The 21,217-nt window shown below is 62.7% G+C and carries 22 protein-coding genes and 1 pseudogene; 11 read left to right on the top strand and 12 right to left on the bottom strand.

Annotated features, from left to right (window positions below; translation table 11 throughout):
• Positions 1–40 precede the first annotated feature (40 nt).
• On the bottom strand, positions 41–1,573 hold the full coding sequence (locus NKJ78_RS12200; RefSeq protein ID WP_023672265.1) for an ATP-binding protein: 1,533 nt from the start codon (positions 1,571–1,573) through the stop codon (positions 41–43).
• A 301-nt stretch (positions 1,574–1,874) separates the two neighbouring features.
• On the opposite strand from NKJ78_RS12200, the gene rpmH reads away from it, so the two are divergent.
• From rpmH to yihA, 6 genes are all read left to right on the top strand, one after another.
• On the top strand, positions 1,875–2,009 hold the full coding sequence (rpmH, locus tag NKJ78_RS12195; protein WP_008833937.1) for a 50S ribosomal protein L34: 135 nt from the start codon (positions 1,875–1,877) through the stop codon (positions 2,007–2,009).
• A 16-nt stretch (positions 2,010–2,025) separates the two neighbouring features.
• Positions 2,026–2,379: a ribonuclease P protein component gene (gene rnpA / locus NKJ78_RS12190; protein WP_023672264.1), complete on the top strand. Its 354-nt coding sequence runs from the start codon at positions 2,026–2,028 to the stop codon at positions 2,377–2,379.
• 14 nt (positions 2,380–2,393) lie between these two features.
• Entirely contained in the window at positions 2,394–4,208 is a 1,815-nt protein-coding gene (yidC, locus tag NKJ78_RS12185) for a membrane protein insertase YidC (RefSeq protein ID WP_023739770.1), read from the top strand.
• A 344-nt stretch (positions 4,209–4,552) separates the two neighbouring features.
• On the top strand, positions 4,553–5,119 hold the full coding sequence (locus NKJ78_RS12180; protein WP_023739771.1) for a fasciclin domain-containing protein: 567 nt from the start codon (positions 4,553–4,555) through the stop codon (positions 5,117–5,119).
• 319 nt (positions 5,120–5,438) lie between these two features.
• Positions 5,439–6,077, top strand: coding sequence for a CatB-related O-acetyltransferase (locus NKJ78_RS12175; protein WP_023739772.1), 639 nt, complete (start codon positions 5,439–5,441; stop codon positions 6,075–6,077).
• The gene (yihA, locus tag NKJ78_RS12170) at positions 6,074–6,733 is read left to right on the top strand and encodes a ribosome biogenesis GTP-binding protein YihA/YsxC (protein ID WP_023739773.1); all 660 of its coding nucleotides are present in this window, start codon (positions 6,074–6,076) and stop codon (positions 6,731–6,733) included. Before NKJ78_RS12175 ends, yihA begins: the two co-directional genes overlap by 4 nt.
• Positions 6,734–6,796: 63 nt before the next feature.
• On the opposite strand, the gene NKJ78_RS12165 is transcribed toward yihA, so the two are convergent.
• Entirely contained in the window at positions 6,797–7,540 is a 744-nt protein-coding gene (locus NKJ78_RS12165; protein ID WP_023739774.1) for a TetR/AcrR family transcriptional regulator, read from the bottom strand.
• A gap of 146 nt (positions 7,541–7,686) precedes the next feature.
• Between NKJ78_RS12165 and NKJ78_RS12160 the strand changes: the two genes are divergently transcribed.
• Positions 7,687–8,868: an HlyD family secretion protein gene (locus NKJ78_RS12160; RefSeq protein ID WP_023687455.1), complete on the top strand. Its 1,182-nt coding sequence runs from the start codon at positions 7,687–7,689 to the stop codon at positions 8,866–8,868.
• 21 nt (positions 8,869–8,889) lie between these two features.
• Positions 8,890–10,491 carry a DHA2 family efflux MFS transporter permease subunit gene (locus tag NKJ78_RS12155; protein WP_023739775.1) on the top strand — a complete coding sequence of 534 codons (1,602 nt, stop codon included), beginning with the start codon at positions 8,890–8,892 and terminating at the stop codon, positions 10,489–10,491.
• 117 nt (positions 10,492–10,608) lie between these two features.
• Here the strand turns inward: NKJ78_RS12155 and NKJ78_RS12150 are convergent, their stop codons facing one another.
• From NKJ78_RS12150 to NKJ78_RS12130, 5 genes are all read right to left on the bottom strand, one after another.
• On the bottom strand, positions 10,609–12,156 hold the full coding sequence (locus tag NKJ78_RS12150) for an FAD-dependent monooxygenase (RefSeq protein ID WP_352459993.1): 1,548 nt from the start codon (positions 12,154–12,156) through the stop codon (positions 10,609–10,611).
• 154 nt (positions 12,157–12,310) lie between these two features.
• Positions 12,311–12,805: a peptide-methionine (R)-S-oxide reductase MsrB gene (msrB, locus tag NKJ78_RS12145; RefSeq protein ID WP_023696027.1), complete on the bottom strand. Its 495-nt coding sequence runs from the start codon at positions 12,803–12,805 to the stop codon at positions 12,311–12,313.
• A 213-nt stretch (positions 12,806–13,018) separates the two neighbouring features.
• Positions 13,019–13,576: a fasciclin domain-containing protein gene (locus NKJ78_RS12140; RefSeq protein WP_023696028.1), complete on the bottom strand. Its 558-nt coding sequence runs from the start codon at positions 13,574–13,576 to the stop codon at positions 13,019–13,021.
• 222 nt (positions 13,577–13,798) lie between these two features.
• On the bottom strand, positions 13,799–14,521 hold the full coding sequence (locus tag NKJ78_RS12135) for an anti-sigma factor (protein ID WP_023673235.1): 723 nt from the start codon (positions 14,519–14,521) through the stop codon (positions 13,799–13,801).
• Entirely contained in the window at positions 14,518–15,057 is a 540-nt protein-coding gene (locus NKJ78_RS12130; RefSeq protein ID WP_023673234.1) for a sigma-70 family RNA polymerase sigma factor, read from the bottom strand. The genes NKJ78_RS12135 and NKJ78_RS12130 overlap by 4 nt, the downstream gene beginning before the upstream one ends.
• 410 nt (positions 15,058–15,467) lie before the next feature.
• Here NKJ78_RS12130 and NKJ78_RS12125 point away from each other — a divergent pair, with 410 nt between their 5' ends.
• Both NKJ78_RS12125 and argB read left to right on the top strand, forming a co-directional pair.
• Positions 15,468–15,698 carry an amidase family protein gene (locus NKJ78_RS12125; RefSeq protein ID WP_352459994.1) on the top strand — a complete coding sequence of 77 codons (231 nt, stop codon included), beginning with the start codon at positions 15,468–15,470 and terminating at the stop codon, positions 15,696–15,698.
• 77 nt (positions 15,699–15,775) lie between these two features.
• A complete protein-coding gene (argB, locus tag NKJ78_RS12120) occupies positions 15,776–16,669 on the top strand; it encodes an acetylglutamate kinase (protein WP_031209616.1) in 894 nt (297 codons plus the stop codon).
• Between the two features lie 42 nt (positions 16,670–16,711).
• Here argB and NKJ78_RS12115 read toward each other — a convergent pair whose 3' ends face one another.
• The 3 genes and pseudogenes from NKJ78_RS12115 to NKJ78_RS12105 all read right to left on the bottom strand — a co-directional run bounded on the left by NKJ78_RS12115 (position 16,712) and on the right by NKJ78_RS12105 (position 18,346).
• Positions 16,712–17,110, bottom strand: a complete 399-nt coding sequence (locus NKJ78_RS12115) for a RidA family protein (protein WP_352459995.1) — start codon at positions 17,108–17,110, stop codon at positions 16,712–16,714.
• Positions 17,111–17,425: 315 nt separating this feature from the next.
• A pseudogene (locus NKJ78_RS12110) lies at positions 17,426–17,758 on the bottom strand (cobalamin-dependent protein); the annotation flags it as partial.
• A gap of 111 nt (positions 17,759–17,869) precedes the next feature.
• Positions 17,870–18,346: an Lrp/AsnC family transcriptional regulator gene (locus NKJ78_RS12105; RefSeq protein WP_023687465.1), complete on the bottom strand. Its 477-nt coding sequence runs from the start codon at positions 18,344–18,346 to the stop codon at positions 17,870–17,872.
• 139 nt (positions 18,347–18,485) lie between these two features.
• Here NKJ78_RS12105 and phhA point away from each other — a divergent pair, with 139 nt between their 5' ends.
• Entirely contained in the window at positions 18,486–19,322 is an 837-nt protein-coding gene (gene phhA, locus NKJ78_RS12100; protein ID WP_352459996.1) for a phenylalanine 4-monooxygenase, read from the top strand.
• A gap of 194 nt (positions 19,323–19,516) precedes the next feature.
• Here phhA and NKJ78_RS12095 read toward each other — a convergent pair whose 3' ends face one another.
• Together NKJ78_RS12095 and NKJ78_RS12090 are read right to left on the bottom strand one after the other, a co-directional pair.
• Positions 19,517–20,956: a GMC oxidoreductase gene (locus NKJ78_RS12095; protein ID WP_352459997.1), complete on the bottom strand. Its 1,440-nt coding sequence runs from the start codon at positions 20,954–20,956 to the stop codon at positions 19,517–19,519.
• A complete protein-coding gene (locus tag NKJ78_RS12090; protein ID WP_023805802.1) occupies positions 20,953–21,123 on the bottom strand; it encodes a hypothetical protein in 171 nt (56 codons plus the stop codon). Before NKJ78_RS12090 ends, NKJ78_RS12095 begins: the two co-directional genes overlap by 4 nt.
• Positions 21,124–21,217: the final 94 nt, after the last annotated feature.

Genomic DNA, 21,217 nt, shown 5'->3' with positions numbered 1-21,217 from the left:
ATTCAGCTCAGTCCGGCTTCGGCTGAATATTAAATACAGCTCAGGCAGGGCGGCGCAGGCCGTTGCGGGCCTGGTCGAGGCGGACCGGCTGGTCGGGGATGGTGACGGCGAAGGTGGTGCGGCCGCCGATCGATTCGACCAGCTCCACCGTGCCGCCATGGGCGCGGATCAGTTCGTGCGCGATGGCCAGGCCAAGGCCGGTGCCGCCGCTGCGGGCCGAGCCGCGAAACGCCGCGAACAGGTTTTCTCGCGCCTTCGCCGGCAGGCCGGGACCGGTGTCGGTGACAATGATGCGGCTTACGCTGCCTATGCGCTCGGCCGATACGGCGAGCCGGCGCACCAGCGCGCTCTCGGCGTCGGCCGCCATCGCCTGCACCGCATTGCGGCACAGATTGGTGAGCACGCGAAACAGCTGGTCGGAATCGGCATCGACCTCGAAAGCGAGCTCGACGGCATTGACGAACTCGATGCCGTCCTCGATGTCGAGCAGGCCGTGGACGTCGTCGACCAGCTGGCGCAGCCGCAAGCGGCGGCGTGAGGGCGCCGGCTCCTGCGTGCGACCATAGTGGAGCACGCCTTCGGAATAGGAAACGGCTCGGTCGAGCGCGCGCAACAGCTTTGGCGCGAAGGCCTGCACCGTCGGGTCCTTGACCAGGCGCAAGCGGTCCGACATCAGCTGCGCCGAGGCCAGGATGTTGCGCATGTCGTGGTTGATCTTGGAGACGGCGAGGCCAAGGTCGGCAAGGTGCTTCTGCTCCGACAGCATCTTTTGCAGCCGTTCCTGCATCTGCGACAGTTCGCGCTCGGCAACGCCGATCTCGTCGGCACGGGCGGCCGGGTGGATGATGCGCCCTGGATCGTCGGGCGCCTCGGAAAAGGACAGCATCGAGCGCGTCATGGTGCGGATCGGGCCGATCATGATCAGGTCGATCGCGGCATAGACCAGCATTGCGGTGAACAGCGAGATCAGCAGCGAGACGAAGGCGACGTTGCGCGAATAGCGCAGCATGGCGTTGCGCAGGGAATAGTCGGGCATGATCAGCTCGAATTCCTTGTCGCTGTCGCCGACCGGGCCGAACACCCTGAGCATGCGCTTGCCGCCGAAGAACAGCGTATCCAGCGCCCCGGTCATGCCCTTGATCATGCCGACATTGGCGATATCGATATGCTCGTCGACCTGCGGCGGCATCTCGGCCACCACCAGCAGGCGCGACACGCCGCCGTCGCGCACCGCGATCGCCTTGGCGCCGATTGCCATCAGCACGTCGTTCTGGGCGGCGCGGGAGAGCGAATTGGGCTCGCCCTGCACCAGCACGATCGACACCGCGGCAGCGGTGCTTAGCCGCTCCTTCAGCCAGGCCAGGCGGTAGCTGGCGATCCAGGGCAGGAAAATGAGGACTTCGGCCAGGAGCACGAAGACAATGGTGAGCAAGAGCAGCTTGGTCGACAGGCCGCGCGCCAAGGGCACTGAACGATTGGGCACCGAACGGCTCGCAACCGGGCGAACGGTCGCCGGGCTGGCATCGGCTGTCGCCGGGCCGCTCCCTTCATCCGCTGATGCAACTTCGCTCATTAAGGCCTGTCTTCACAAACGCTTGATCGGTTGAGATTAGGCGATTGCGGCTTTTTTGCCAATTTCATCCTTCGTTGGACGATGGTGCCAGCAATAAAAGACCGCCTCGAACTGGGTGTTCGCGCTGCGACGAACTCATAGTTCGCGCTGGATTGACTCCCAAAACCCTTCTTTCTATAAGCCGCTCACGCTCGGGCCATTCGTCCCGGCGCGGTTTCGATCGCGCCAATGCCGGCCCGGCAAAGCTCCTGTTACACAGTGACAGAATCAAGAAGGGCCGCACCCCGCGGTATTAAAACAAATGAAGCGTACCTACCAACCGTCCAAACTCGTCCGCAAACGCCGGCACGGTTTCCGTGCTCGCATGGCCACCAAGGGTGGTCGCGGCGTCGTCGCAGCTCGCCGCAACCGCGGCCGCAAGCGGCTCAGCGCCTGAACGGAAGACGAGATCGTTGCCCGCAACCGGCAAGCCAGTGGGACCAAACCCCAAGCGGCTTCTGAAACGTGCGGAATTCCTGGCCGTCCGCCGCGGTGAAAAGCGGCGCGGGCGGCTTTTTCTCGTCGAAGTTCTCGACCGCAATGACGGCCTGCCGCCGCGCGTCGGCTTCACCGTCACCAAGAAGGTCGGCAATGCGGTTGTCCGCAACCGCGTCAGGCGGCGGCTGAAAGAAGCCGTGCGCACCCATGCCGCAAGTGACATGGCGCCCGGCAATGACTATGTCATCGTCGGGCGTGAAGACGTGCTCACCATTCCGTTCGGCCAGTTGAAGGCCGAACTCTCCCGCCGTCTCAGCGGAACACGATAGGCCAAGGGCTTTCGATGGAAAACAACCGGAACTTCTACATCACCATCGTCTTGTCGGTGCTGATCCTCGGGCTGTGGCAATATTTCTATGTGCTGCCGCGCAGCGAACAGCAGCGCGAGGCGGCCCGCATCGAAGAGCAGCGGGCGGCGGAGCAGAAGAAGGCGGCCGAGGCCGCCAACCCCGGCGGCACGCCGGCGCCCGCAGCGCCCGGCGCCATTCCAAACGCGCCCGGCACCTATGTCACGACGCCGGAAGGCCGCGCGCAGGAAGTGGCCAAGACGGCCCGCGTCAACATCGACACGCCGAGCCTGTCGGGCTCGATCAACCTGGCCGGCGCGCGTCTCGACGACCTAAAGCTCAAGCACTATACCGAGACGGTCGACAAGACATCGCCGCAGATCCAGCTGCTCAATCCGCAGGCGCTGCCCACCGGCTATTATGCCGAGATCGGCTTTGTCGGCAGCGACACGACCGGCACGGTGCCGGGCCCGGAAACGGTCTGGAGCGTCGACGGCAATGCGACTCTGACGCCGGCGACGCCAGTGACGCTGACCTTCACCAACGACAAGGGCCTGACCTTCAAGCGCACGATCTCCGTCGACGGCGACTACATGTTTACCGTTTCCGATGCGGTGCAGAATTCAGGCTCGGCCCCGGTCACGCTGTCCAATTACGGCCGCGTCATCCGTTTCGACAAGCCAGCCATTGCCAGCTCCTATGTGCTGCATGAAGGCCTGATCGGCGTCACCGGCACGGAAGGCCTGCAGGAGCACAAATACGCCGACATCGAGAAGAATAAGCTGTATACGCCGAGCAAATCGACCGATGGCTGGCTTGGCATCACCGACAAATACTGGGCGGTCACCCTGGTGCCGACCGAGAAGCAGCCCTTCCAGCCGCACTATGCCTATTACGACAATGGCCGCCCGCGCTACCAGTCGGACTTCCTCACCGACCCGATCACCATTGCCGCCGGCCAGTCGGCGACGGTGGAGACCGAGATCTTCGCCGGCGCCAAGGAAGTCAACAAGATCAACGCCTACGCCCAGGACCGGCAGATCAGGCTGTTCGACCGGCTGATCGATTGGGGGTGGTTCATCTGGATCACCAAGCCGATGTTCTACCTGATCGACACGCTGTACAAATTCTTCGGCAATTTCGGCCTGGCCATCCTTGCCACCACGGTCGTCGTCAAAACCCTCTTCTTCCCGCTCGCCAACAAATCCTATGCGTCGATGGCGAACATGAAGAAGGTGCAGCCCAAGATGCTCGAGATCCGCGAGAAATACGCGGACGACAAGATGAAGCAGCAACAGGCGATGATGGAGCTGTACAAGACCGAGAAGATCAATCCGCTCGCCGGCTGCTGGCCGGTGGCGCTGCAGATCCCGGTGTTCTTCTCGCTCTACAAGGTGCTCTACATCACCATCGAGATGCGGCACGCGCCGTTCTTCGGCTGGATCCAGGATTTGGCCGCGCCCGATCCGACCTCGGTCTTCAACCTGTTCGGCCTGCTGCCCTTCGCGCCACCGGCATTCCTGCCGCATATGGGCGCCTGGGCGGTGGTTATGGGCATCACCATGTTCCTGCAGATGCGCATGAACCCGACGCCGCCGGATCCGACGCAGGCGCAGATCTTCACCTGGATGCCGGTGATCTTCACCTTCATGATGGGCAGCTTCCCGGCCGGCCTCGTCATCTACTGGGCCTGGAACAACACGCTGTCGATCCTGCAGCAGGGCGTGATCATGAAGCGCCAGGGCGCCAAGATCGAATTGTGGGACAATCTGACGGCATTGTTCCGAAAGAAACCCTCGCCGGCTGAATAGAAGGCGCTATTCCGGCAATCAAAGCCCCGGCTCGTCCGGGGTTTTTTTGGACGAGGCGCGCATCACGTTCCCGTGAGGCGCGAAACTTGCGGCGTGCAACCGGCGTGGCTGCTGCTTGTACCGCCAAGGCCGATCAACACCGATCAGCTCTAATCCGAAGACCGCTGTTTTTGATCCGTGACCCCGTCATGTCCATCGCGGGGATGCGGCGCGTGGAATGGGCATTCGCCTTTAAGTATTTGTTATCATTATCGTTTTTTACTCTGCACCGAAACTTTCCCGCAATCGCCGCGTAACTCTTCCCGACAATCGAATCAACAATTGTCGCACCAGAAGGTTCTCCAATGGCAAAGTCCATCCTCAAGGCATTCTGCTTTTCCGCCGGCCTGGCTCTATCGGGCCTCGCAGCTACGACGGCCTATACGCTCGCCAATCCCGCCGTTGGCGGCGCTGCGATGCTGACCTCCAAGAACATCGTCGAGAACGCCCTCAACTCGCCGATCCACAAGACGCTTGTTGCCGCCGTCAAGGCCGCCGGCCTGGTCGACACGCTGGAAAGCGCGGGACCCTTCACGGTGTTTGCGCCGACCGATTCCGCCTTCAAGAAACTGCCGCCCGGCACCGTCGCCACGCTGGTGAAGCCCGAAAACAAGGACAAGCTGACCAAGATCCTGACCGCCCATGTCGTGGCCGGCAAGATCTCGGCCAAGGAGATGATGACCAAGGCCAAGGCGATGGGCGGCAAGTATGAGATGAAGACCGTTAGCGGCGACACGCTGATCGCCGAGGTCAAGGGCGGCTCGCTCTACATCGTCGACGAGTCCGGCGGCGCCGCCAAGGTGACGGTCGCCGACGTCAACCAGTCGAACGGCGTCATCCACGTCGTCAACAAGGTGCTGTTGCCGAAGTAACGGCTTTACGCAACGGGGAATGACGGCGGGCTGCGACGGGCTTTCTCGGTCTGCCTTCCCCACCTCACGAGGAGGTGCCATTCTTTTGAAGCCGTCTTCGACACCACCGGGGTCCTGCTTGTCCTTCGCAGGGCCCCGTTTTTTTGGGTTTCAGGGCGCCTTAGCCGACGGCGGCGGTCGACCTGATCGTGATCTGCCGCGGCACGAACTGAACATCGAAGCCCAGCAGGGCTCGCTCATCGGGCGATTGGTGCTATAGGGCGGATCACGCCATCTAGAATGGCGGCTTTAATTTGCGCCACTCTCGACGGATCTCGCCATGGACGGACCCAACCCAGACATCAAACACCCCATCCCGATGCACACCCGCGTCGGCTTCCTCAAGCCCCTGGTCACCGCGCCGAATATCGAGATCGGCGAGTTCACCTACTATGACGATCCTGACGGACCGGACAAATTCGCCGAGCGATGCGTGCTGCATCATTATCCCTTCATCGGCGACAAGCTGATCATCGGCAAGTTCTGCGCCATCGCCGAGGGCGCGCGCTTCATCATGAACGGCGCCAACCATGCCATGTCCGGCTTTTCCACCTATCCGTTCAACATTTTCGGCCATGGCTGGGAGCAAGGCTTCGACCCGAAGACGTGGTCGCAGGAAGTGCGCGGCGACACGGTGGTCGGCAATGATGTATGGATCGGCATGGATGCGGTGATCATGCCCGGCGTGTCGGTCGGCAATGGCGCCATCGTGGCGGCGAAATCGGTGGTGACGCATGACGTGCCGGCCTATGCGATCGTCGCCGGCAATGCGGCAAAGGTGGTGAAGATGCGTTTCGACGACAGGACGGTCAGGCGACTGCTTTCCGCGGCGTGGTGGAATTGGCCCGTGGACAAGATCGGCCGCAACCTCAACGCCATCCGGGGCGCCGATATTTCCAGGCTGGAGGCAGCAATTTGAACGCGTTGGGCAACGCCGTCATCGGAACCGACCTGTTCACCAAGGGGTGGATCTTCATCCGCGGCGTGCCGGCGATGAAGTTCCTGCCGCCGGAGGGGCCGCCGGAGATCGCCTTTGCCGGCCGCTCCAATGTCGGCAAGTCGTCGCTGATCAATGCGCTCCTCGGCCATAACGGGCTGGCGCGCACCTCCAACACGCCGGGCCGCACGCAGGAGCTCAACTATTTCGTGCCGGGCGGGTTTTCCGGCGAAGGCACCGACTTGCCGCCAATGGCGCTGGTCGACATGCCGGGCTACGGCTATGCCAGCGCGCCGAAGGAAAAGGTCGACGACTGGACCAAGCTGGTCTTCGATTATCTCAAGGGCCGCGTGACGCTGAAGCGGGTCTATGTGCTGATCGATTCCCGCCATGGCATCAAAGCCAAGGACGACGAAGTGCTGTCGCTGCTCGACAAGGCGGCGGTGTCCTACCAGATCGTGCTGACCAAGACCGACAAGATCAAGGCCGCCGGCGTGCCGCGGCTGATCGAAGAGACATTACTGAAGATCAAGAAGCGGCCGGCGGCGTTTCCGTTCGTGCTCGCCACGTCGTCGGAAAAGGGCGAGGGTCTGGACGAACTGCGCGCGGCGATCGTGCTGGCGGCCAATGGCGGTTAAAAGCAACTCCAGGAAGTGTGAAGCGGTTTTCCGTCCGGAGTTGCGAAAAAAGACCTTGGCTAACTAGGCCTTTGCCTTTGGCTTCGCCTCCACAGCGATCATCTGGTGGCTTTCTTCCTCGGCAAGCTTTTCGGTGCCGTAGGACTTCAGGAACAGGCTGACGCCCGACCGCACGATGTGGTCGATTTCATCCTGGCTCGGCGCCTTGGTGCGGTAGGCGAAGATGCACTGGCGAAACAGGCCGGCGAGGCACAGTTCGGTGAATTGATAGGCGGCAAGATCGACATCATCGATCTTGAGCAGGCCGCGTTCGATGGCTGCATTGAGGAACTTGACCACCTTGTCGTGGCCGCGTTTGGGGCCACGTTCGTAAAACCGCGCGCCCATGTCCGGTATCCTGTCGGAGGCGCCGATCACGGTGCGTTGCGCCTGGATGACCTTGGCCGAGGTGATCTTCATCGACAGCACCTTGCCGAATTTCACCAGCGTCTGGCGCAGATCGTCGGCGCGGTCGAGCATGTCGTACATGTTCTTGAAGATGGTGCCGCGCTCTTCCTCGATCAGCGCCTCGAACAGCTCTTCCTTGTTGGCGAAGTAGACATAGATCGTGCCCTTGGAGACGCCGGCCTCGCGGGTAATGTCGTTCATCGACGCCGCTTCGAAGCCCTTGTCGATGAACACGCGCCGCGCGCCCTCAATGATCTGGCTGCGCTTGACCGGATCCTGGCCCGCCGCCGGGCGGCCGCGACGCGCACTATCCAGCACATCGCACCGATCATTTTCGAGGTCGGGTAACGTGTCGGCCATTAAAGTCACACCTCGCGAAATAATTCGAACCGGGCGGTTCGATTGCTCTTGATATGGGCCTGCTTTAGCGCTATGTCAACGTTCGCATCGAACCGAACGGTTCAGTATAACACATTTTCCTTATGTAGCTACGGTAGCGAGATATCATGTCCTCGAACACGCCAACCACCGCCGAAGTCCGCCCCTTCCCCAACGCCAAGGTCTCGCCGGTTATCGAAGCGCCGGAAGCGCCCATCAAGCCTGCCGCCGAAGTTTTGGCCGAGGTGCCGGCCAAGAAGAAGCGGTCGGCTCGCTCGTTCATGCTGCCGATCATCGGCCTCGCTCTGCTCAGCGCCGGCGCCTGGTATGGCTATAATTACTGGACCGACGGCCGGTTCCTGATCTCGACCGACGATGCCTATGTCCAGGCCGACATGTCGTTCGTCTCGCCGAAGATTTCCGGCTATGTCGATCAAGTCAAGGTCTCGGAGAACCAGCAGGTCAAGGCCGGCGATCCGCTGCTGACGATCGACGACGGCGACTACAGAATAGCCGTTGCCCAGGCGGAGGCGCAGATCGCCACGCTGGCCAAGACGCTCGACCGTATCGACGCGCAGACCAAGGCGGCGCAAGCTTCGCTGCAACAGGCGCAGGCGCAGAAGGTCGCCGACCAGGCGGCAGCCGACAACGCCGCTCGCGCCCAGCAGCGCGCCGCGCAACTGGTCAAGACGCATGTCGGCACACAGGCGCAATTGGACGATGCCCAGACCGCTCTCGACCAGGCCAATGCAGCCCTCGTCGGCGCCGACGCGCAGATTGCAGCCGCACAGGCCAATATCGGCGTGTTCGAAGCGCAGCGCGCCGAATCGGCCAGCACGCTGGCTTCGCTGCGGCTGAACCGCGACAAGGCCGCGCGCGATCTGTCCTTCACCGTGCTCAAGGCGCCTTATGACGGCGTCGTCGGCAACCGCTCGGTCGAGCAGGGCGACCTCGTCAGCCCCGGCCAGAAGCTCGCCGTCGTGGTGCCGCTGGACAAGCTCTACATCGTTGCCAACTTCAAGGAGACGCAGCTGGCCAAGCTGGTGCCCGGCGAGAAGGTGCGGGTCTCGGTCGACGCCACGGACGGCCATGATTTCGAAGGCACGGTGTCGTCGCTGGCGCCGGCTTCGGGTGCGGTGTTCTCGCTGCTGCCGCCGGAAAATGCCACCGGCAACTTCACCAAGGTGGTGCAGCGCATCCCGGTTCGCATCGACGTGCCGGCCGATGTGCTGAAGGCCGGCAGGCTGCGCGCCGGCCTGAGCGTCGTCGTCGCCGTCGACAGCCGCACGGCTCCGGCCGCGGCGAACTGAGCGAACGCCGGGAGCAATGCCATGGCAACCGCAACCATAACAGCAGGAGCGGCGCCGGCGCCTGCCATGCCGGCGGTACCGACGACCATCTCGACGCGCCGCCTCATCGCCTTCCTGGCGATGGTGTTCGGCATGTTCATGGCGATCCTCGACATCCAGATCGTCTCAGCCTCGCTGGCCGAGATCCAGGCCGGCCTCAGCGCCAGTTCCGACGAAATCCCATGGGTGCAGACCGCCTATCTGATCGCCGAAGTGGTGATGATCCCGCTGTCGGGCTTCCTCAGCCGGATGCTGTCGACGCGCGTGCTGTTTGCAGGCGCCGCGGCCGGCTTCACGGCGGCCAGCGCGCTGGCCGCGACCGCCACCAACATCGACCAGATGATCGTCTACCGAGCCATCCAGGGCTTTATCGGCGGCGGCATGATCCCGAGCGTTTTCGCCGCCGCCTTCACCATCTTCCCGCCGTCGCGCCGCGCCATGGTGTCGCCGATGATCGGCCTGGTGGCGACGCTGGCGCCGACCATCGGCCCGACCGTCGGCGGCTATATCAGCCATGCCATGTCGTGGCACTGGCTGTTCCTCATCAATGTCATTCCAGGCATTCTGGTGACGGTCACGACTTGGACCCTGATCGATTTCGACAAGCCCAATCTCGGCCTGTTCAGCAAGTTCGACTGGTGGGGCCTTGCCGGCATGGCGGCGTTCCTCGGCTGCATGGAATATGTGCTCGAGGAAGGTCCGAACCATGACTGGCTGCAGGAACAGGCCGTGTTCATCTGCGCCATCATCATGGTTGTCGGTGCGGCGCTGTTCTTCTGGCGCGCCTTTACCGCCGAGGAGCCGATCGTCGATCTCAGGGCCTTCACCAACGTCAATTTCGCCTTCGGTTCGCTGTTCTCCTTCGTCATCGGCATCGGCCTGTACGGTCTGACCTATCTCTACCCAGTGTTCCTCGGACGCATCCGCGGCTACGATTCCTTGATGATCGGCGAAGCCCTGTTCGTCAGCGGCCTGGCGATGTTCGTCACCGCGCCGATTTCCGGCATCCTGTCGAGCAAGATGGATTTGCGCATCATGATGATGATCGGGCTGTTCGGTTTCGCTGCCGGCACATGGTGGATGACGCATCTGACCGCCGACTGGGATTTCTGGGAATTGCTGATCCCGCAGATCCTGCGCGGCAGCTCGATGATGCTGTGCATGGTGCCGATCAACAACATTGCGCTCGGTACCTTGCCGCCGGACCGGCTGAAGAACGCGTCGGGCCTGTTCAACCTGACCCGCAACCTCGGCGGTGCGGTCGGCCTTGCCGTCATCAACACCGTGCTGATCGATCGCAGCGCCTTCCACTACGCCAGGCTGGCCGAGCATGTGGAATGGGGCAGTGCAGCGGCGCAGGCCAAGCTGCAGAACATGACGCTCGACTTCCAGCAGACTCCCGGCCTCGACGCCACCAAGGCGGCGATCTCCAAACTGTCGGGCATGGTCCAGCAGCAGGCGTCGCTGCTGTCGTTCATGGATGTGTTCACCATGCTGACCGTGCTGTTCGCGACCATGGCGGTCTTCACCCTGGTCATCGCCAAGCCGGCGCCGCCCGCGGGCAGCGGTAGCGGAGGCCATTGAGCGCGCCGGATCCCCCGCCTGGCGCCCTCATGTGTGACCCCGGAAATCACCCCCGATTTCCGGGGTCACGCTTAAGCATCGATCGTTGTCAAGCTCCTTGGTCGAACACCCGGCGCGCTATGCTGCGGCAGGCGGCCCAAACCATTTGGTCAGCGAGTCGGTTAGCCCGGCTGCTTCAGGGCCGCCGACCCAGGCCACATAACCGTCAGGCCGGACCAGCACTGCGCGTGGGGCTTCGACTGCCCCCAGCACCGGAAGCTCCCATGCGCCATCGTAGCTGGCGTCGACCAGCTGAATCCGCTCCACCCACTGGCCGATACCAAAAGCGCCGGGCTCACCAAGATTAAGCAGCAGCGGCCGAGCGTCGTGCAGCAGGGCGAAAACCGGCAGCGGACCGGCAGCGGTGACGAGGTCGAGATCCGGCATGCGACGCCCCAGCAGCGGATGCCCCTCGCCAAGATCGTAGTGGATGTCCAGGCCGGACAACATGCCGGCAAAACGCTTGCGCGGCTCTTCCATGCCGAGAAGTTCCGACACTGTATCGCGCAGCGCCTTGGTGCGCTCGTCTTCGCGACGGAGCACGACCGACGCCATGGTGTTTTTCATCACACGCGCGGCAATCGGGTGGCGCTCTGCCTGGTAGCTGTCGAGCAGGCTTTCGGGCGCAGTTTTCCTGACCACTTGGGCGAGCTTCCAGCCCAGATTGACCGCGTCCTGCACGCCGGTCTGCAGCCCCTGTCCACCGTCCGGTGGATGCACGTGCGCGGCGTCGCCTGCCAGCAGCACCCGCCCCTTGCGGTATGAGGCTGCCTGCCGGGTCATGTCGGTGAAGCGGGCCAGCGATGTTGGATTGTGGACGCCGTAATCGGTGCCGTAGACGGCAATGAGCGCCTCGCTGAGCTCATGCAATGTGGGCACGCCGCCGGCCCCGACCTCGCGTTCGGTCACCAGCACCCGCACCGTACCGTCTTCCAGTCTGCTGAGGCCGTGAATTCCGATGGCATCGCGGTGGATACCCCATTGCGGCTCTTCCGTTACCTCGATCTCGGCGATCAAATTGCTGGTTGTCGGCTCGGAACCGGGGAACTCGATGCCCGCCGCCTTGCGCACGAGGCTTCTGCCGCCGTCGCAGCCGACGAGATAATCGGCACGAAGCGACCCGCCATCGCTCAGCGCGACATCGACGCCGCCGCCATCCTGCACCAAGCCTGTCACCTCGCGGCCACGGTAGAACGTGACGCCAAGCTCCTCGACCCAGTCAGCAAGGATGCGCTCTATGTGCTTTTGCCACAGCGCCAGCCCGTAATTGTGGCGGGTGGGGAAGTCGCTGATATCAAGCGAAACGCCGACGAAGCCTGCGACCTGTGCGGTCTGGCCTTGCGACAGGAACCGATCGGCAATGCCGCGCTGGTCGAAGATCTCGATGGTGCGCGAATGCAGGCCGCCCGAGCGCGCGCCGGCGAGGTCCTGGTTCTCGCGCCGCTCGACGATGGCGACATCGATGCCGGCCAGGGAAAGCTCGCCGGCCAGCATCAACCCGGTCGGGCCGCCGCCGGCGATCACCACGGAATGGGATATTCGCGGCCGGTCCGCATCAACACCGTCGGTCGATTTGGCGGTCGATTTGGGCTCGCCGTCGCGAGCCCGTGCTTCAGTTCGTTGCATAGGTTCTGGCCCTCTCGTTAAGGGCTGCGGAATCTACGCATAAAAAGCCGTCTGCCAATTCTTGAAGTTGACTGTTTTCGCCCCATTTCAAGAGATAGGAGGCGGTCGTCACACCGGCGCCAAATCCCCAATCCCGCTAAAAGACGCCGAACGGTCAGGCAGTGGCCGGCTTGAAGCTGAGCGCCACGCCGTTGATGCAATGGCGCAGGCCGGTCGGCGCCGGGCCATCGTCGAAGACATGGCCGAGATGGCCGCCACAGCGGCGGCAGTGGACCTCGGTACGCGTCATGCCGAGCGAACGGTCCTCGGTCTTGCCGACGGCGTTGGCAATCTCCTGCCAGAAGCTCGGCCAGCCGGTGCCGGATTCGAACTTGGTCTCCGAGGAATAGACCGGCAGGTCGCAGCCGGCGCAGGCGAAAATGCCCTTGCGGTGCTCGTTGAGCAGCGGGCTGGTGCCGGGATATTCGGTGCCCTCCTTGCGCAGCACGTTGAAGGCTTCGTCAGACAGGATGGCGTGCCATTCGGCGTCGGTCTTGGTGACCTCGAAGGTTTCGGCGGCTTTGGCGGGCCCGCCCAAGCGCAACGTTGCCGCCGCGCCGGCAACGGTCGCAAAGGCGACGCCACTCAAAAGCAAGTCGCGACGGTTCATGACAGAAATCCTCCTGCGGGTTGTTATGCCAGATCTGGCCGGCACTGCAAAATCAAAAGCCGGCGACGGTGGGCCTCTGCAAACGAACGCTCCATACCGGCTCCGCGCTTATTGCGGACGGGATGGAGCGCTCGGTCGTTTGCTCGGCCCACGGGGGCGGGGCCGCGCAATCTGCAGGAGCTTACCGCCTGTTCGTCGGCGGCAGGGGCTTTGTTACATCTTCGGCAGCAGGACCTTGTCGATGACGTGGATGACGCCGTTCGACTGCTCGACGTCGGCGATCGTCACATTGGCGACATTGCCGTTCTCGTCGGTCACGGTGACCTTGCCGCCATCAGCCTTGAGCGACAGCTCGCAGCCGCCGACCGTCTTGACCTTGTGGGTGCCGCCATCGGCCTTGGCCATCGAGGCGACATCGGCGCCCATCGCCTTGGCGCCGATGACATGGCAGGTCAGGATCTTGGTGAGCTTGTCCTTGTTCTCGGGCTTGAGTAGAGACTCGACCGTGCCAGCCGGAAGCGCGGCGAAGGCCTCATTGGTCGGCGCGAAGACGGTGAACGGGCCGGCGCCCTGCAGTGTCTCGACCAGGCCGGCAGCCTTGACCGCGGCGACCAGCGTGGTGTGGTCCTTCGAATTGACGGCGTTCTCGACGATGTTCTTGTTGGCGAACATGGCGGCGCCGCCAACCATCGGATTCTCGGCATAGGCGACCGTGGCGAGGGCGGAGACGGTAATGGTACCGGCGAGCAAAAGGGTGGCGATTCTACGCATAGTGTTCGAACTCCTCGGGGTTATTGTTTCCTCTTTCGGAACATGAGGAGATACGAAATAGAACTGCCTGAGTTTCCGCGCGCCGGGAAAAATTTCCTTTATTTTGTCGACGAATTAATCTCCGGAGATCGAACCTCTAATCTCCAGCAGCGTATCCAAAACGAAAACAGCGGAAGATGTACTTCCGCTGTCTTCATTGTGACGTCATGGTTTTACGATTTATCAGATGCCCTTCAGGTCGCCCGCGGCAACGACCGGTCCGGTCGGCTGTCCGGTCGTCGAACCGCCCGTCGGCTCGACGCTGACGGCAAGCACGGCGCCTTGCGCCAGCTTCTGCTGCACTGCCGGGGTAACCGGAATGTGCGTGACCTGGCCGGCGGGAATGACACCCATCGAGACCGGCGCATTCTTGCCTTCGATCATCCACAGTTCGAAGTCCTTGCCGGCGGCGCGTTCGCCCGAAACCAGTGACAGGCCGACATCGCGGCGGGAAGCGTCGTAGACGACGAGGTATTTGACATCGCTGCCTTCGGCAGCCAGCGAGGCGACGAGGCGCTCCTGCGGCACGACGACCGGCGACCTGACGTAAGGCACGGCGACATAGAGCACCAGGGCCGCGAGAGCCGCTGCGGTGAGGCCGCGCCAGAAGCTAAGGCTGGACCACAGGCTGCCGCTCGGGGCCGTCGTCGATGCCGCGGTGGAGGAGAACAGCCGGCGATCGATAGCCGGCTTGATGGTGGCCGGCGGCTCTACCTCAGCATAAGCGGCAGCCATCGGCGAGAGATTCACTTCCCAGGAATCGACGAGACGGGCAAAGCCGGTCTCCGCGTCGATGCGTCCGGAGGCTATCTGGCGCTCATCCGCCGGCAGCACGCCGAGAACGTATTCGGCTGCGAGCAGGTCGTCGCCTCCACGTTCCGGTCCATTTTCTTCTGCCAGGGTCATCTTTCCAGACATTCTCTAAGTTTCAACAGGCTGCGGCGCAGCCATGTCCGCATCGTGTTGAGCGGAACCTTGTGACGTTCCGCGAGCTCGGCGTAACTTTCGCCGTTCAAATAAGCACCCCGAACGGCTTGCGCCCGGTCTTGTTCCAACTCTTCAAGGCACTGATAGATGCGCTCGGATTCACCGCCCGCAACAACCATAGCCTCTGGCCCCGGACCGGGGTCAGCCACGTCGAGCGCGGCATCGATATCGGCAGCGGGCTTGCGTCGCGACCGGATGCGATCAATCGCATGATTGCGTGCTATGGCCACCAGCCAGGAGATTGGGCTTAGATCGGAAACAGCGAAACGGTCCGCCTTCGTCCACACTTTGACGAAGACCTCTTGCAGCGCTTCTTCCGCATCTCCGCGATCCTTCAATACACGAAGGCACACGCCGAAAAGTTTCGCACTGGTTTGCCGGTAAAGCAGATCGAACGCAGTCCGATCCTTCATCGAGGTTCGGACAATCAGGGTGGAGATATCCTGCGGCGTCATACGGACAAGCTAAGCGATCACAATTTATTTGCAAAGGCAGAAATCTTGTTGTCCACGCAAACGATGTCCGCGCCCGATCGCCAGTAATCGCCGGTCGGTGCCAAGGAAATCGGCTGTCGTTAGCCTCCCGCAGAAAGGGGAACAGCAATGTCGGCCGAACAGATGCTGTGGGAGAACGATGCAACCGACTTGGCAGGCTGTGCACAGAGGCGAGATCTCGCCGCCAGACCTTGTCGATGCTGCGATCGCGCGCGCCGAGGCAACCCGATCATTGCGCATCCGCCGCTTGCCTGAGGCGCCATGGACCCGAAGGGGGCCGACGAGCTCATCGAAAACCTGCTCGACAAATTGCATTTGACCCGTCTCTTGGAGATCAGATCCCTGTTTGGGCAATTGATGGACAAGAGCCTGTGGTTCACCACTGGCCGGCGATCCAGAATGTTAGCGGCCAGCCGTCGATCGCGCTGCCGGTCCATGTCACCGATGCTGGCCTGCCGCTCGGCATCCAGGCCGTCGGCCGCCCCGGCGACGAGCAGGACGCTTTTGTCGCTTGCCGCGCAGATGGAGAAGGTTTCCGGCTGGCTGACGCGGCGGGCGCCGCTCAAGGTGCCGGCCTGATCCGGCAGATTTCATCATCGTGATAGCAAAGCTGTTTGCGGCCTGGGCCAATTCCCGCTAAGACGCCGCCGTCCTTACCCACATCCAGGGAACCATGCCGATGACGGAGATCACCGCCACCGCCGAAATGCAGGCCGCCCTGCTCTCGCGGGCCCTGCCCTATATGCAGCGCTACGAGCACAAGACGGTGGTGGTGAAATATGGCGGTCATGCCATGGGCGATATCGAGCTCGGCAAGGCTTTCGCCCGTGACATCGCGCTGCTGAAGCAGTCCGGCGTCAACCCGATCGTCGTCCATGGCGGCGGGCCGCAGATCGGCGCCATGCTGGCCAAGATGGGCATCGAATCCAAGTTCGAAGGCGGGCTGCGCGTTACCGACCAGAAGACGGTCGAGATCGTCGAGATGGTGCTGGCCGGTTCGATCAACAAGGAGATCGTCGCGCTGATCAACGCCGAGGGCGAATGGGCGATCGGCCTGTGCGGCAAGGACGGCAACATGGTGTTCGCCGAAAAGGCGCGCAAGACCATGATCGACCCGGACTCCAACATCGAGCGTGTGCTCGATCTCGGTTTCGTCGGCGAGCCGGTCGAGGTAGACCGCACCCTGCTCGATCTGCTGGCACGCTCGGAAATGATCCCGGTGCTGGCGCCGGTGGCGCCGGGCCGCGACGGCCACACGTACAACATCAATGCCGACACTTTCGCCGGCGCCATTGCAGGCGCCTGCCAGGCGACGCGCCTTTTGTTCCTGACCGACGTGCCCGGCGTGCTCGACAAGAACAAGAAGCTGATCGACGAGCTGACGGTGGCCGAGGCCAGGGCGCTGATCAAGGACGGCACGGTATCGGGCGGCATGATCCCCAAGGTCGAGACCTGCATCGAGGCGATCGAGCGCGGCGTCGAAGGCGTCGTCATCCTCAACGGCAAGACGCCGCATGCGGTGCTTCTGGAACTGTTCACCGAACACGGCGCCGGCACGCTGATCGTGCCCTGAGGTGCAACTTGCTTGGCGGCCAGTCGATCGGCTGGCCAGCCGTTAGGCAGGCTGGGGCAGGCGCGCGATGGCCTTTATCTCGAAGTCGAAGCCGGCTAACCAGTTGACGCCGACCGCCGTCCAATTGGTGTAGGGCGGTTCACCGAACACCTTCAGCCGAACGGCATCGATCACGGGCCATTGCGCTGCCGGATCGGTGTGGAAGGTGGTCACGTCGACTATATCGTCGAACGTGGAGCCCGCTGCTTTCAGTACTGCCGCGCGATTATCGAAGGCAAGCTGGACCTGCTTTTCGAATGCAGGTTCGGGCGACCCGTCCTCGCGGCTGCCGACCTGGCCCGAGACGAACAAAAGATCGCCCGATCGGATTGCAGCAGAATAGCGATTCATCTCGTAGAGAGCCTGCCGGCCGGCAGGAAAGATCGCGTCACGTTTGGTCATTTTCACTCCATTGTCCGGGGCACTCACATACGTCCCGTATGCATGAGGTGGGTACATACGCTGCGTATGTCAATACGCATACGGTACGTATCTATGAATGGCAGCGAGCCTGTCAGGCGCCGGCAGAGATCGCGACAGCCGCTTCGGCCGGCTTGCGCGACGGGCGCATGACGACCATGGATTCCTCATCGGGATCCTGCGGAGCGCCCCAGAACTCAGCCAGCGTCGGACCATCCTTGAGGCGGCGGTCGCGGGCCAGAAAACCCCAGACCTCGTGGAACCACGCGGCGGCCCATTTGCGTGTACCAGCGCATCGTCGCGCCAGTGATAGGTCGGGAACACGCCGCCATAGATCACCAGCGTCGCCGGCTCGAGCGCCTTGACCATGCGGGCGATCGCGAGCGCGGTGGGATGCGCCGAGGTCGAGCCGGAGTGGCCGATCAGGATGCAATCGGGCTGGCCGCTGAGCGCATCGCGCACCAGCGTTTCCAACGGCATCGGCCCGAATTCGGCATCGACCCGCCGGACTTTATGGCCGGCGTCGATAAGCGGGCCGCCCAGTGCCAGCAGGCCGAGCGGTGGCAGATGGTCATCGGGCACGCGGCTGCCGATGGCGGTGTGCGGCGGATTGATCAGCACGATGTTCATGACGGACCTTTGAGCGACGGTCCGCATGGCGTAGCCGGCGTTTCAGTTTCGCATTTGGGCTCCGTTCAGCAGTTTGCGTGCAGCTTTTCCGCAGAAATGGCGATGCGTGTCCTACCGCCTGAGGTGGGCGAGCGGCACGTGGCCCGGGCCCTTGATGTTCTGCAGCACCAGCTGGGTGTGAACGTCGCGCACGCCGGCAAGGCGCATCAGGCGGTGCATGACGAAGGCGTTGAGTTCGTCGACCGACGGCACCATGACGTGCAGCAGGAAATCGTGGTCGCCGGTCATCGTCCAGCATGACGACACTTCGTCCATGCGTTGCACGGCGGCGATGAAGGTTTCGGGCGAACCGTCGCTGTGGCTGGTGAGGCGCACCTGGATGAACACCTCGACCATCAGGCCGACGGCGCGGCGGTTGAGCACGGCGGCAAAGCCCTTGATGATGCCGGCCTCCTGCAGCGCCTCGAAGCGGCGGGCGCAAGGCGTCGTCGACAGGCCGATCTCCTGCGCCAGTTCGGACACGGGCTTGCGTCCATCGCGCTGAAGAACATCCAGCATCTTGATCTCGAAATCGTCGAACTGAGGCATTTTCACTCTCTTTCAGCTTCTTCTTGGTGATTTTTACCTCAAATCATGGACCCAAGCCATCATCAAAGCTGAATTGCCTCGCCGGCCGCCGCTAGACTCTGCGGACAGATTCAAGTGTCACGATCAGGGGAGAAGAACCATGACGACGATGAGTGTTGCCGAATATGCCCGCGATTGCGCGGCGCAAGGCCTGCGTGGCGACTATTCAGTGTGCCGTTCCGACTTCACCGTGGCGCAGGGCTACAACTACAGCGCCGACGAACAGGCGGTGTGGCGCACGTTGTGCGACCGGCAGACCAAGCTGACGCAGAAGCTGGCGCACCATTCCTATCTCGATGGGATCGCCGCACTCGGCCTGCTCGACAAGATCCCGGATTTCGGCGCGGTCTCAGACAAGCTGCGCAAGCTGACCGGCTGGGAAATCGTCGCCGTGCCTGGGCTCATCCCGGCCGCGCCCTTCTTCGACCATCTCGCCAACCGGCGCTTTCCGGTGACCAACTGGCTGCGCACCAAGGACGAGCTCGACTACATCGTCGAACCCGACATGTTCCACGACTTCTTCGGCCATGTGCCCATCCTGACACAGCCGGTGTTTGCCGACTTCATGCAGATGTATGGCGAAAAGGCCGAGAACGTGATTGCGCTGGGCGGTGACGAGATGATCACCCGGCTCTACTGGTACACCGCCGAATACGGGCTGATACAGGAGGAGGGCCAGAAGCTGAAAGCTTTCGGCGCCGGGCTGATGTCGTCGTTCACCGAATTGCAGTTCGCCGTCGCGAGCCCGGACGCGCACCGCGTGCCCTTCGACCTCGAAACGGTAATGCGCACCGGTTACGAGATCGACAAGTTCCAGCGCGCTTATTTCGTGCTGCCGTCCTTCGACGTGCTGCGCGATGCGTTCCGGACCGCCGATTTCAAGGCGATTGTTGCCCGTCGCAAGGGGCAGCCGACCCTGGATCCAGCGACGGTTTAGCAAATCCTGAAGGGTTTGCGCGGCACCTATCCCCACCCTTAATCCTCCCCACAAGGGGGAGGGAGATCTCGTTGGCGCTGATTTCCGAGGGTTTCGACACCAAGGCATGGGTAGCGCCGGCAGCAATCCTGTCGCGCCGTTCGCTTTTTTGACAATCAGACGGTAATGACTTCGTCACACCGTGGATGACTTCGTCACACCGTGATTACTTTGGTCAGATGGTCGCCTAGCCGGCAGGCAAGCGCTGTGATCGTCGTCGTTGGATTGCATTCGCCAGAGGTGCAGAATACCGAGGAACCACCGACATAGAGATTATCCATGCCGTGCACCTTGCAGTTGGCGTCGACCACGCTCTTGACGACATCGGTGCCCATGCGCGTGCCGCCCATGTGGTGGTGGCCGGCCAGTTCCTCATCCGTCGGGTAGTCCTCGCCATTGGTCAGCCAGTCCATGATGCGGACGCGGCCGAGGTCCTTCTCGATCAGCGTCGTTCCGAACAACTTGAGCCCCTCGAGGATGGTGCGGCGCTCCAACGGCGACTTCTTCCAGTGCAGCTCGATGCGCGGCACGCCGGCACGGTCGACATCGGTCTTCGACAATTCGATATGGTTCGAGGCCAGCGGCGCCTGTTCCCAGGCGACGTAGAGCTGGGCGGCGCAGCGCAGGTTCTGGCTGAGCTGGTAGGCGACCCATTCGGCGGCCTCGGGCGCGGTGCAGGCAAGGTCGGCAATCAGGCTCTTGACGCCGGCATAGGGCGTCTCGATCAGGCGTATGCCGAAATTCATGATCTGCAGCCGCTCCATGGCGGCGAGCGTCGGCGAGAAGAACGCCTCGTTGACGGCATCGACCTCGAACTCGCTGTAATCGGCCAGGATGGCATTGCCGCCCTCGAAGGTCGGGTGCTCCATCCAGTAGCGGCCAAGTGCCGTGGCGTTCGGCACCACGCCGCCATTCGAGCGCTGGTTCGACCATAGAAGCAGCCGCGAATTCTCCAGCCCGCCGGCGCAGACGATGAAATAATCGGCGCTGAAGGCGCCGGCATCCTTGCCGTTCGACCACAGCCTGGCGCCGGTCACTCGTTTGCCGTCCCCGGCAAGTTCGGTGGCATAGGTGTTGAGCACGAGCGCTATGTTCTTGCTCTTGTCGAGCTCGTCGGAGAATTTCTCGCCAAAGCGCACGGCCGGGCTCTTGATCAGCTGCACCCAGCGTATGTCGTCTGAAATCGGCACATCGGGCTTGAAGTCGGGAAGCTCGAGTATGTCGTGCAGCTCGGACAGATAGGGCTCGATGTCGGTCCGGGCGATTGGCCAGCCGGTGTCCGGCGCCCATGCCTTGGGCTCAAAGTCCTGCTTGTCGAGCACGCGGCACCAGCCGGCCCAGTGGTTCGACGACCCGCCCATGAAGCGCAGCCGGGTGATGTCGAGATCGAAATATTGATCGCCGACCGTGGAGCCGCGGTAGAAATCCTGCGACTCGTCGCTGAATTCGCGTGCGCCGGCCTCCAGCACCACGACCGGAATGCCGGCGGCGCCGAGCTTTCTGGCAATGGTGGTGCCGGCCGGCCCGGAGCCGAGAATGCAGACCTTGGGCTTGAAATCCGAGGCTCGAAACGCCTCATAGCTGTCGAAGATCATGCCAGGTCGCTCCGCTTCAGGATCCAGCCATTGACCACGACGATCACGTCGGGATCGGCCGGGGGGCGGTCGCTGTCAGGCTGCTTGCGAAAAAGCTGTAGCGCCGGCATCGCAATCAGCGCCTGCACGATGGTGCGGCGCGATATTTTCCTGATGAAGAAACTCATGACACGTCTCTGGATGGGGGCTTCGATCCACGCATGGCGTTCCCTGAACGGCACAGGTACCGGCCAGACATGCCATTCCCGTGCCAAGCCTTGC

Origin of the sequence: Mesorhizobium sp. M0037, assembly GCF_040323635.1 — a bacterium.
Lineage (GTDB): Bacteria > Pseudomonadota > Alphaproteobacteria > Rhizobiales > Rhizobiaceae > Mesorhizobium.
This window is presented reverse-complemented; position numbering and strand designations above follow the sequence as displayed.

Coding starts and splice junctions, on each gene's coding strand:
- NKJ78_RS12200 (WP_023672265.1), bottom strand. CDS start 1,573: ATGAGCGAAGTTGCATCAGCGGATGAAGGGAGCGGCCCGGCGACAGCC.
- rpmH (WP_008833937.1), top strand. CDS start 1,875: ATGAAGCGTACCTACCAACCGTCCAAACTCGTCCGCAAACGCCGGCAC.
- yidC (WP_023739770.1), top strand. CDS start 2,394: ATGGAAAACAACCGGAACTTCTACATCACCATCGTCTTGTCGGTGCTG.
- NKJ78_RS12180 (WP_023739771.1), top strand. CDS start 4,553: ATGGCAAAGTCCATCCTCAAGGCATTCTGCTTTTCCGCCGGCCTGGCT.
- NKJ78_RS12175 (WP_023739772.1), top strand. CDS start 5,439: ATGGACGGACCCAACCCAGACATCAAACACCCCATCCCGATGCACACC.
- NKJ78_RS12165 (WP_023739774.1), bottom strand. CDS start 7,540: ATGGCCGACACGTTACCCGACCTCGAAAATGATCGGTGCGATGTGCTG.
- NKJ78_RS12160 (WP_023687455.1), top strand. CDS start 7,687: ATGTCCTCGAACACGCCAACCACCGCCGAAGTCCGCCCCTTCCCCAAC.
- NKJ78_RS12155 (WP_023739775.1), top strand. CDS start 8,890: ATGGCAACCGCAACCATAACAGCAGGAGCGGCGCCGGCGCCTGCCATG.
- NKJ78_RS12150 (WP_352459993.1), bottom strand. CDS start 12,156: ATGCAACGAACTGAAGCACGGGCTCGCGACGGCGAGCCCAAATCGACC.
- msrB (WP_023696027.1), bottom strand. CDS start 12,805: ATGAACCGTCGCGACTTGCTTTTGAGTGGCGTCGCCTTTGCGACCGTT.
- NKJ78_RS12140 (WP_023696028.1), bottom strand. CDS start 13,576: ATGCGTAGAATCGCCACCCTTTTGCTCGCCGGTACCATTACCGTCTCC.
- NKJ78_RS12135 (WP_023673235.1), bottom strand. CDS start 14,521: ATGACCCTGGCAGAAGAAAATGGACCGGAACGTGGAGGCGACGACCTG.
- NKJ78_RS12130 (WP_023673234.1), bottom strand. CDS start 15,057: ATGACGCCGCAGGATATCTCCACCCTGATTGTCCGAACCTCGATGAAG.
- argB (WP_031209616.1), top strand. CDS start 15,776: ATGACGGAGATCACCGCCACCGCCGAAATGCAGGCCGCCCTGCTCTCG.
- NKJ78_RS12115 (WP_352459995.1), bottom strand. CDS start 17,110: ATGACCAAACGTGACGCGATCTTTCCTGCCGGCCGGCAGGCTCTCTAC.
- NKJ78_RS12105 (WP_023687465.1), bottom strand. CDS start 18,346: ATGCCTCAGTTCGACGATTTCGAGATCAAGATGCTGGATGTTCTTCAG.
- phhA (WP_352459996.1), top strand. CDS start 18,486: ATGACGACGATGAGTGTTGCCGAATATGCCCGCGATTGCGCGGCGCAA.
- NKJ78_RS12095 (WP_352459997.1), bottom strand. CDS start 20,956: ATGATCTTCGACAGCTATGAGGCGTTTCGAGCCTCGGATTTCAAGCCC.
- NKJ78_RS12090 (WP_023805802.1), bottom strand. CDS start 21,123: ATGAGTTTCTTCATCAGGAAAATATCGCGCCGCACCATCGTGCAGGCG.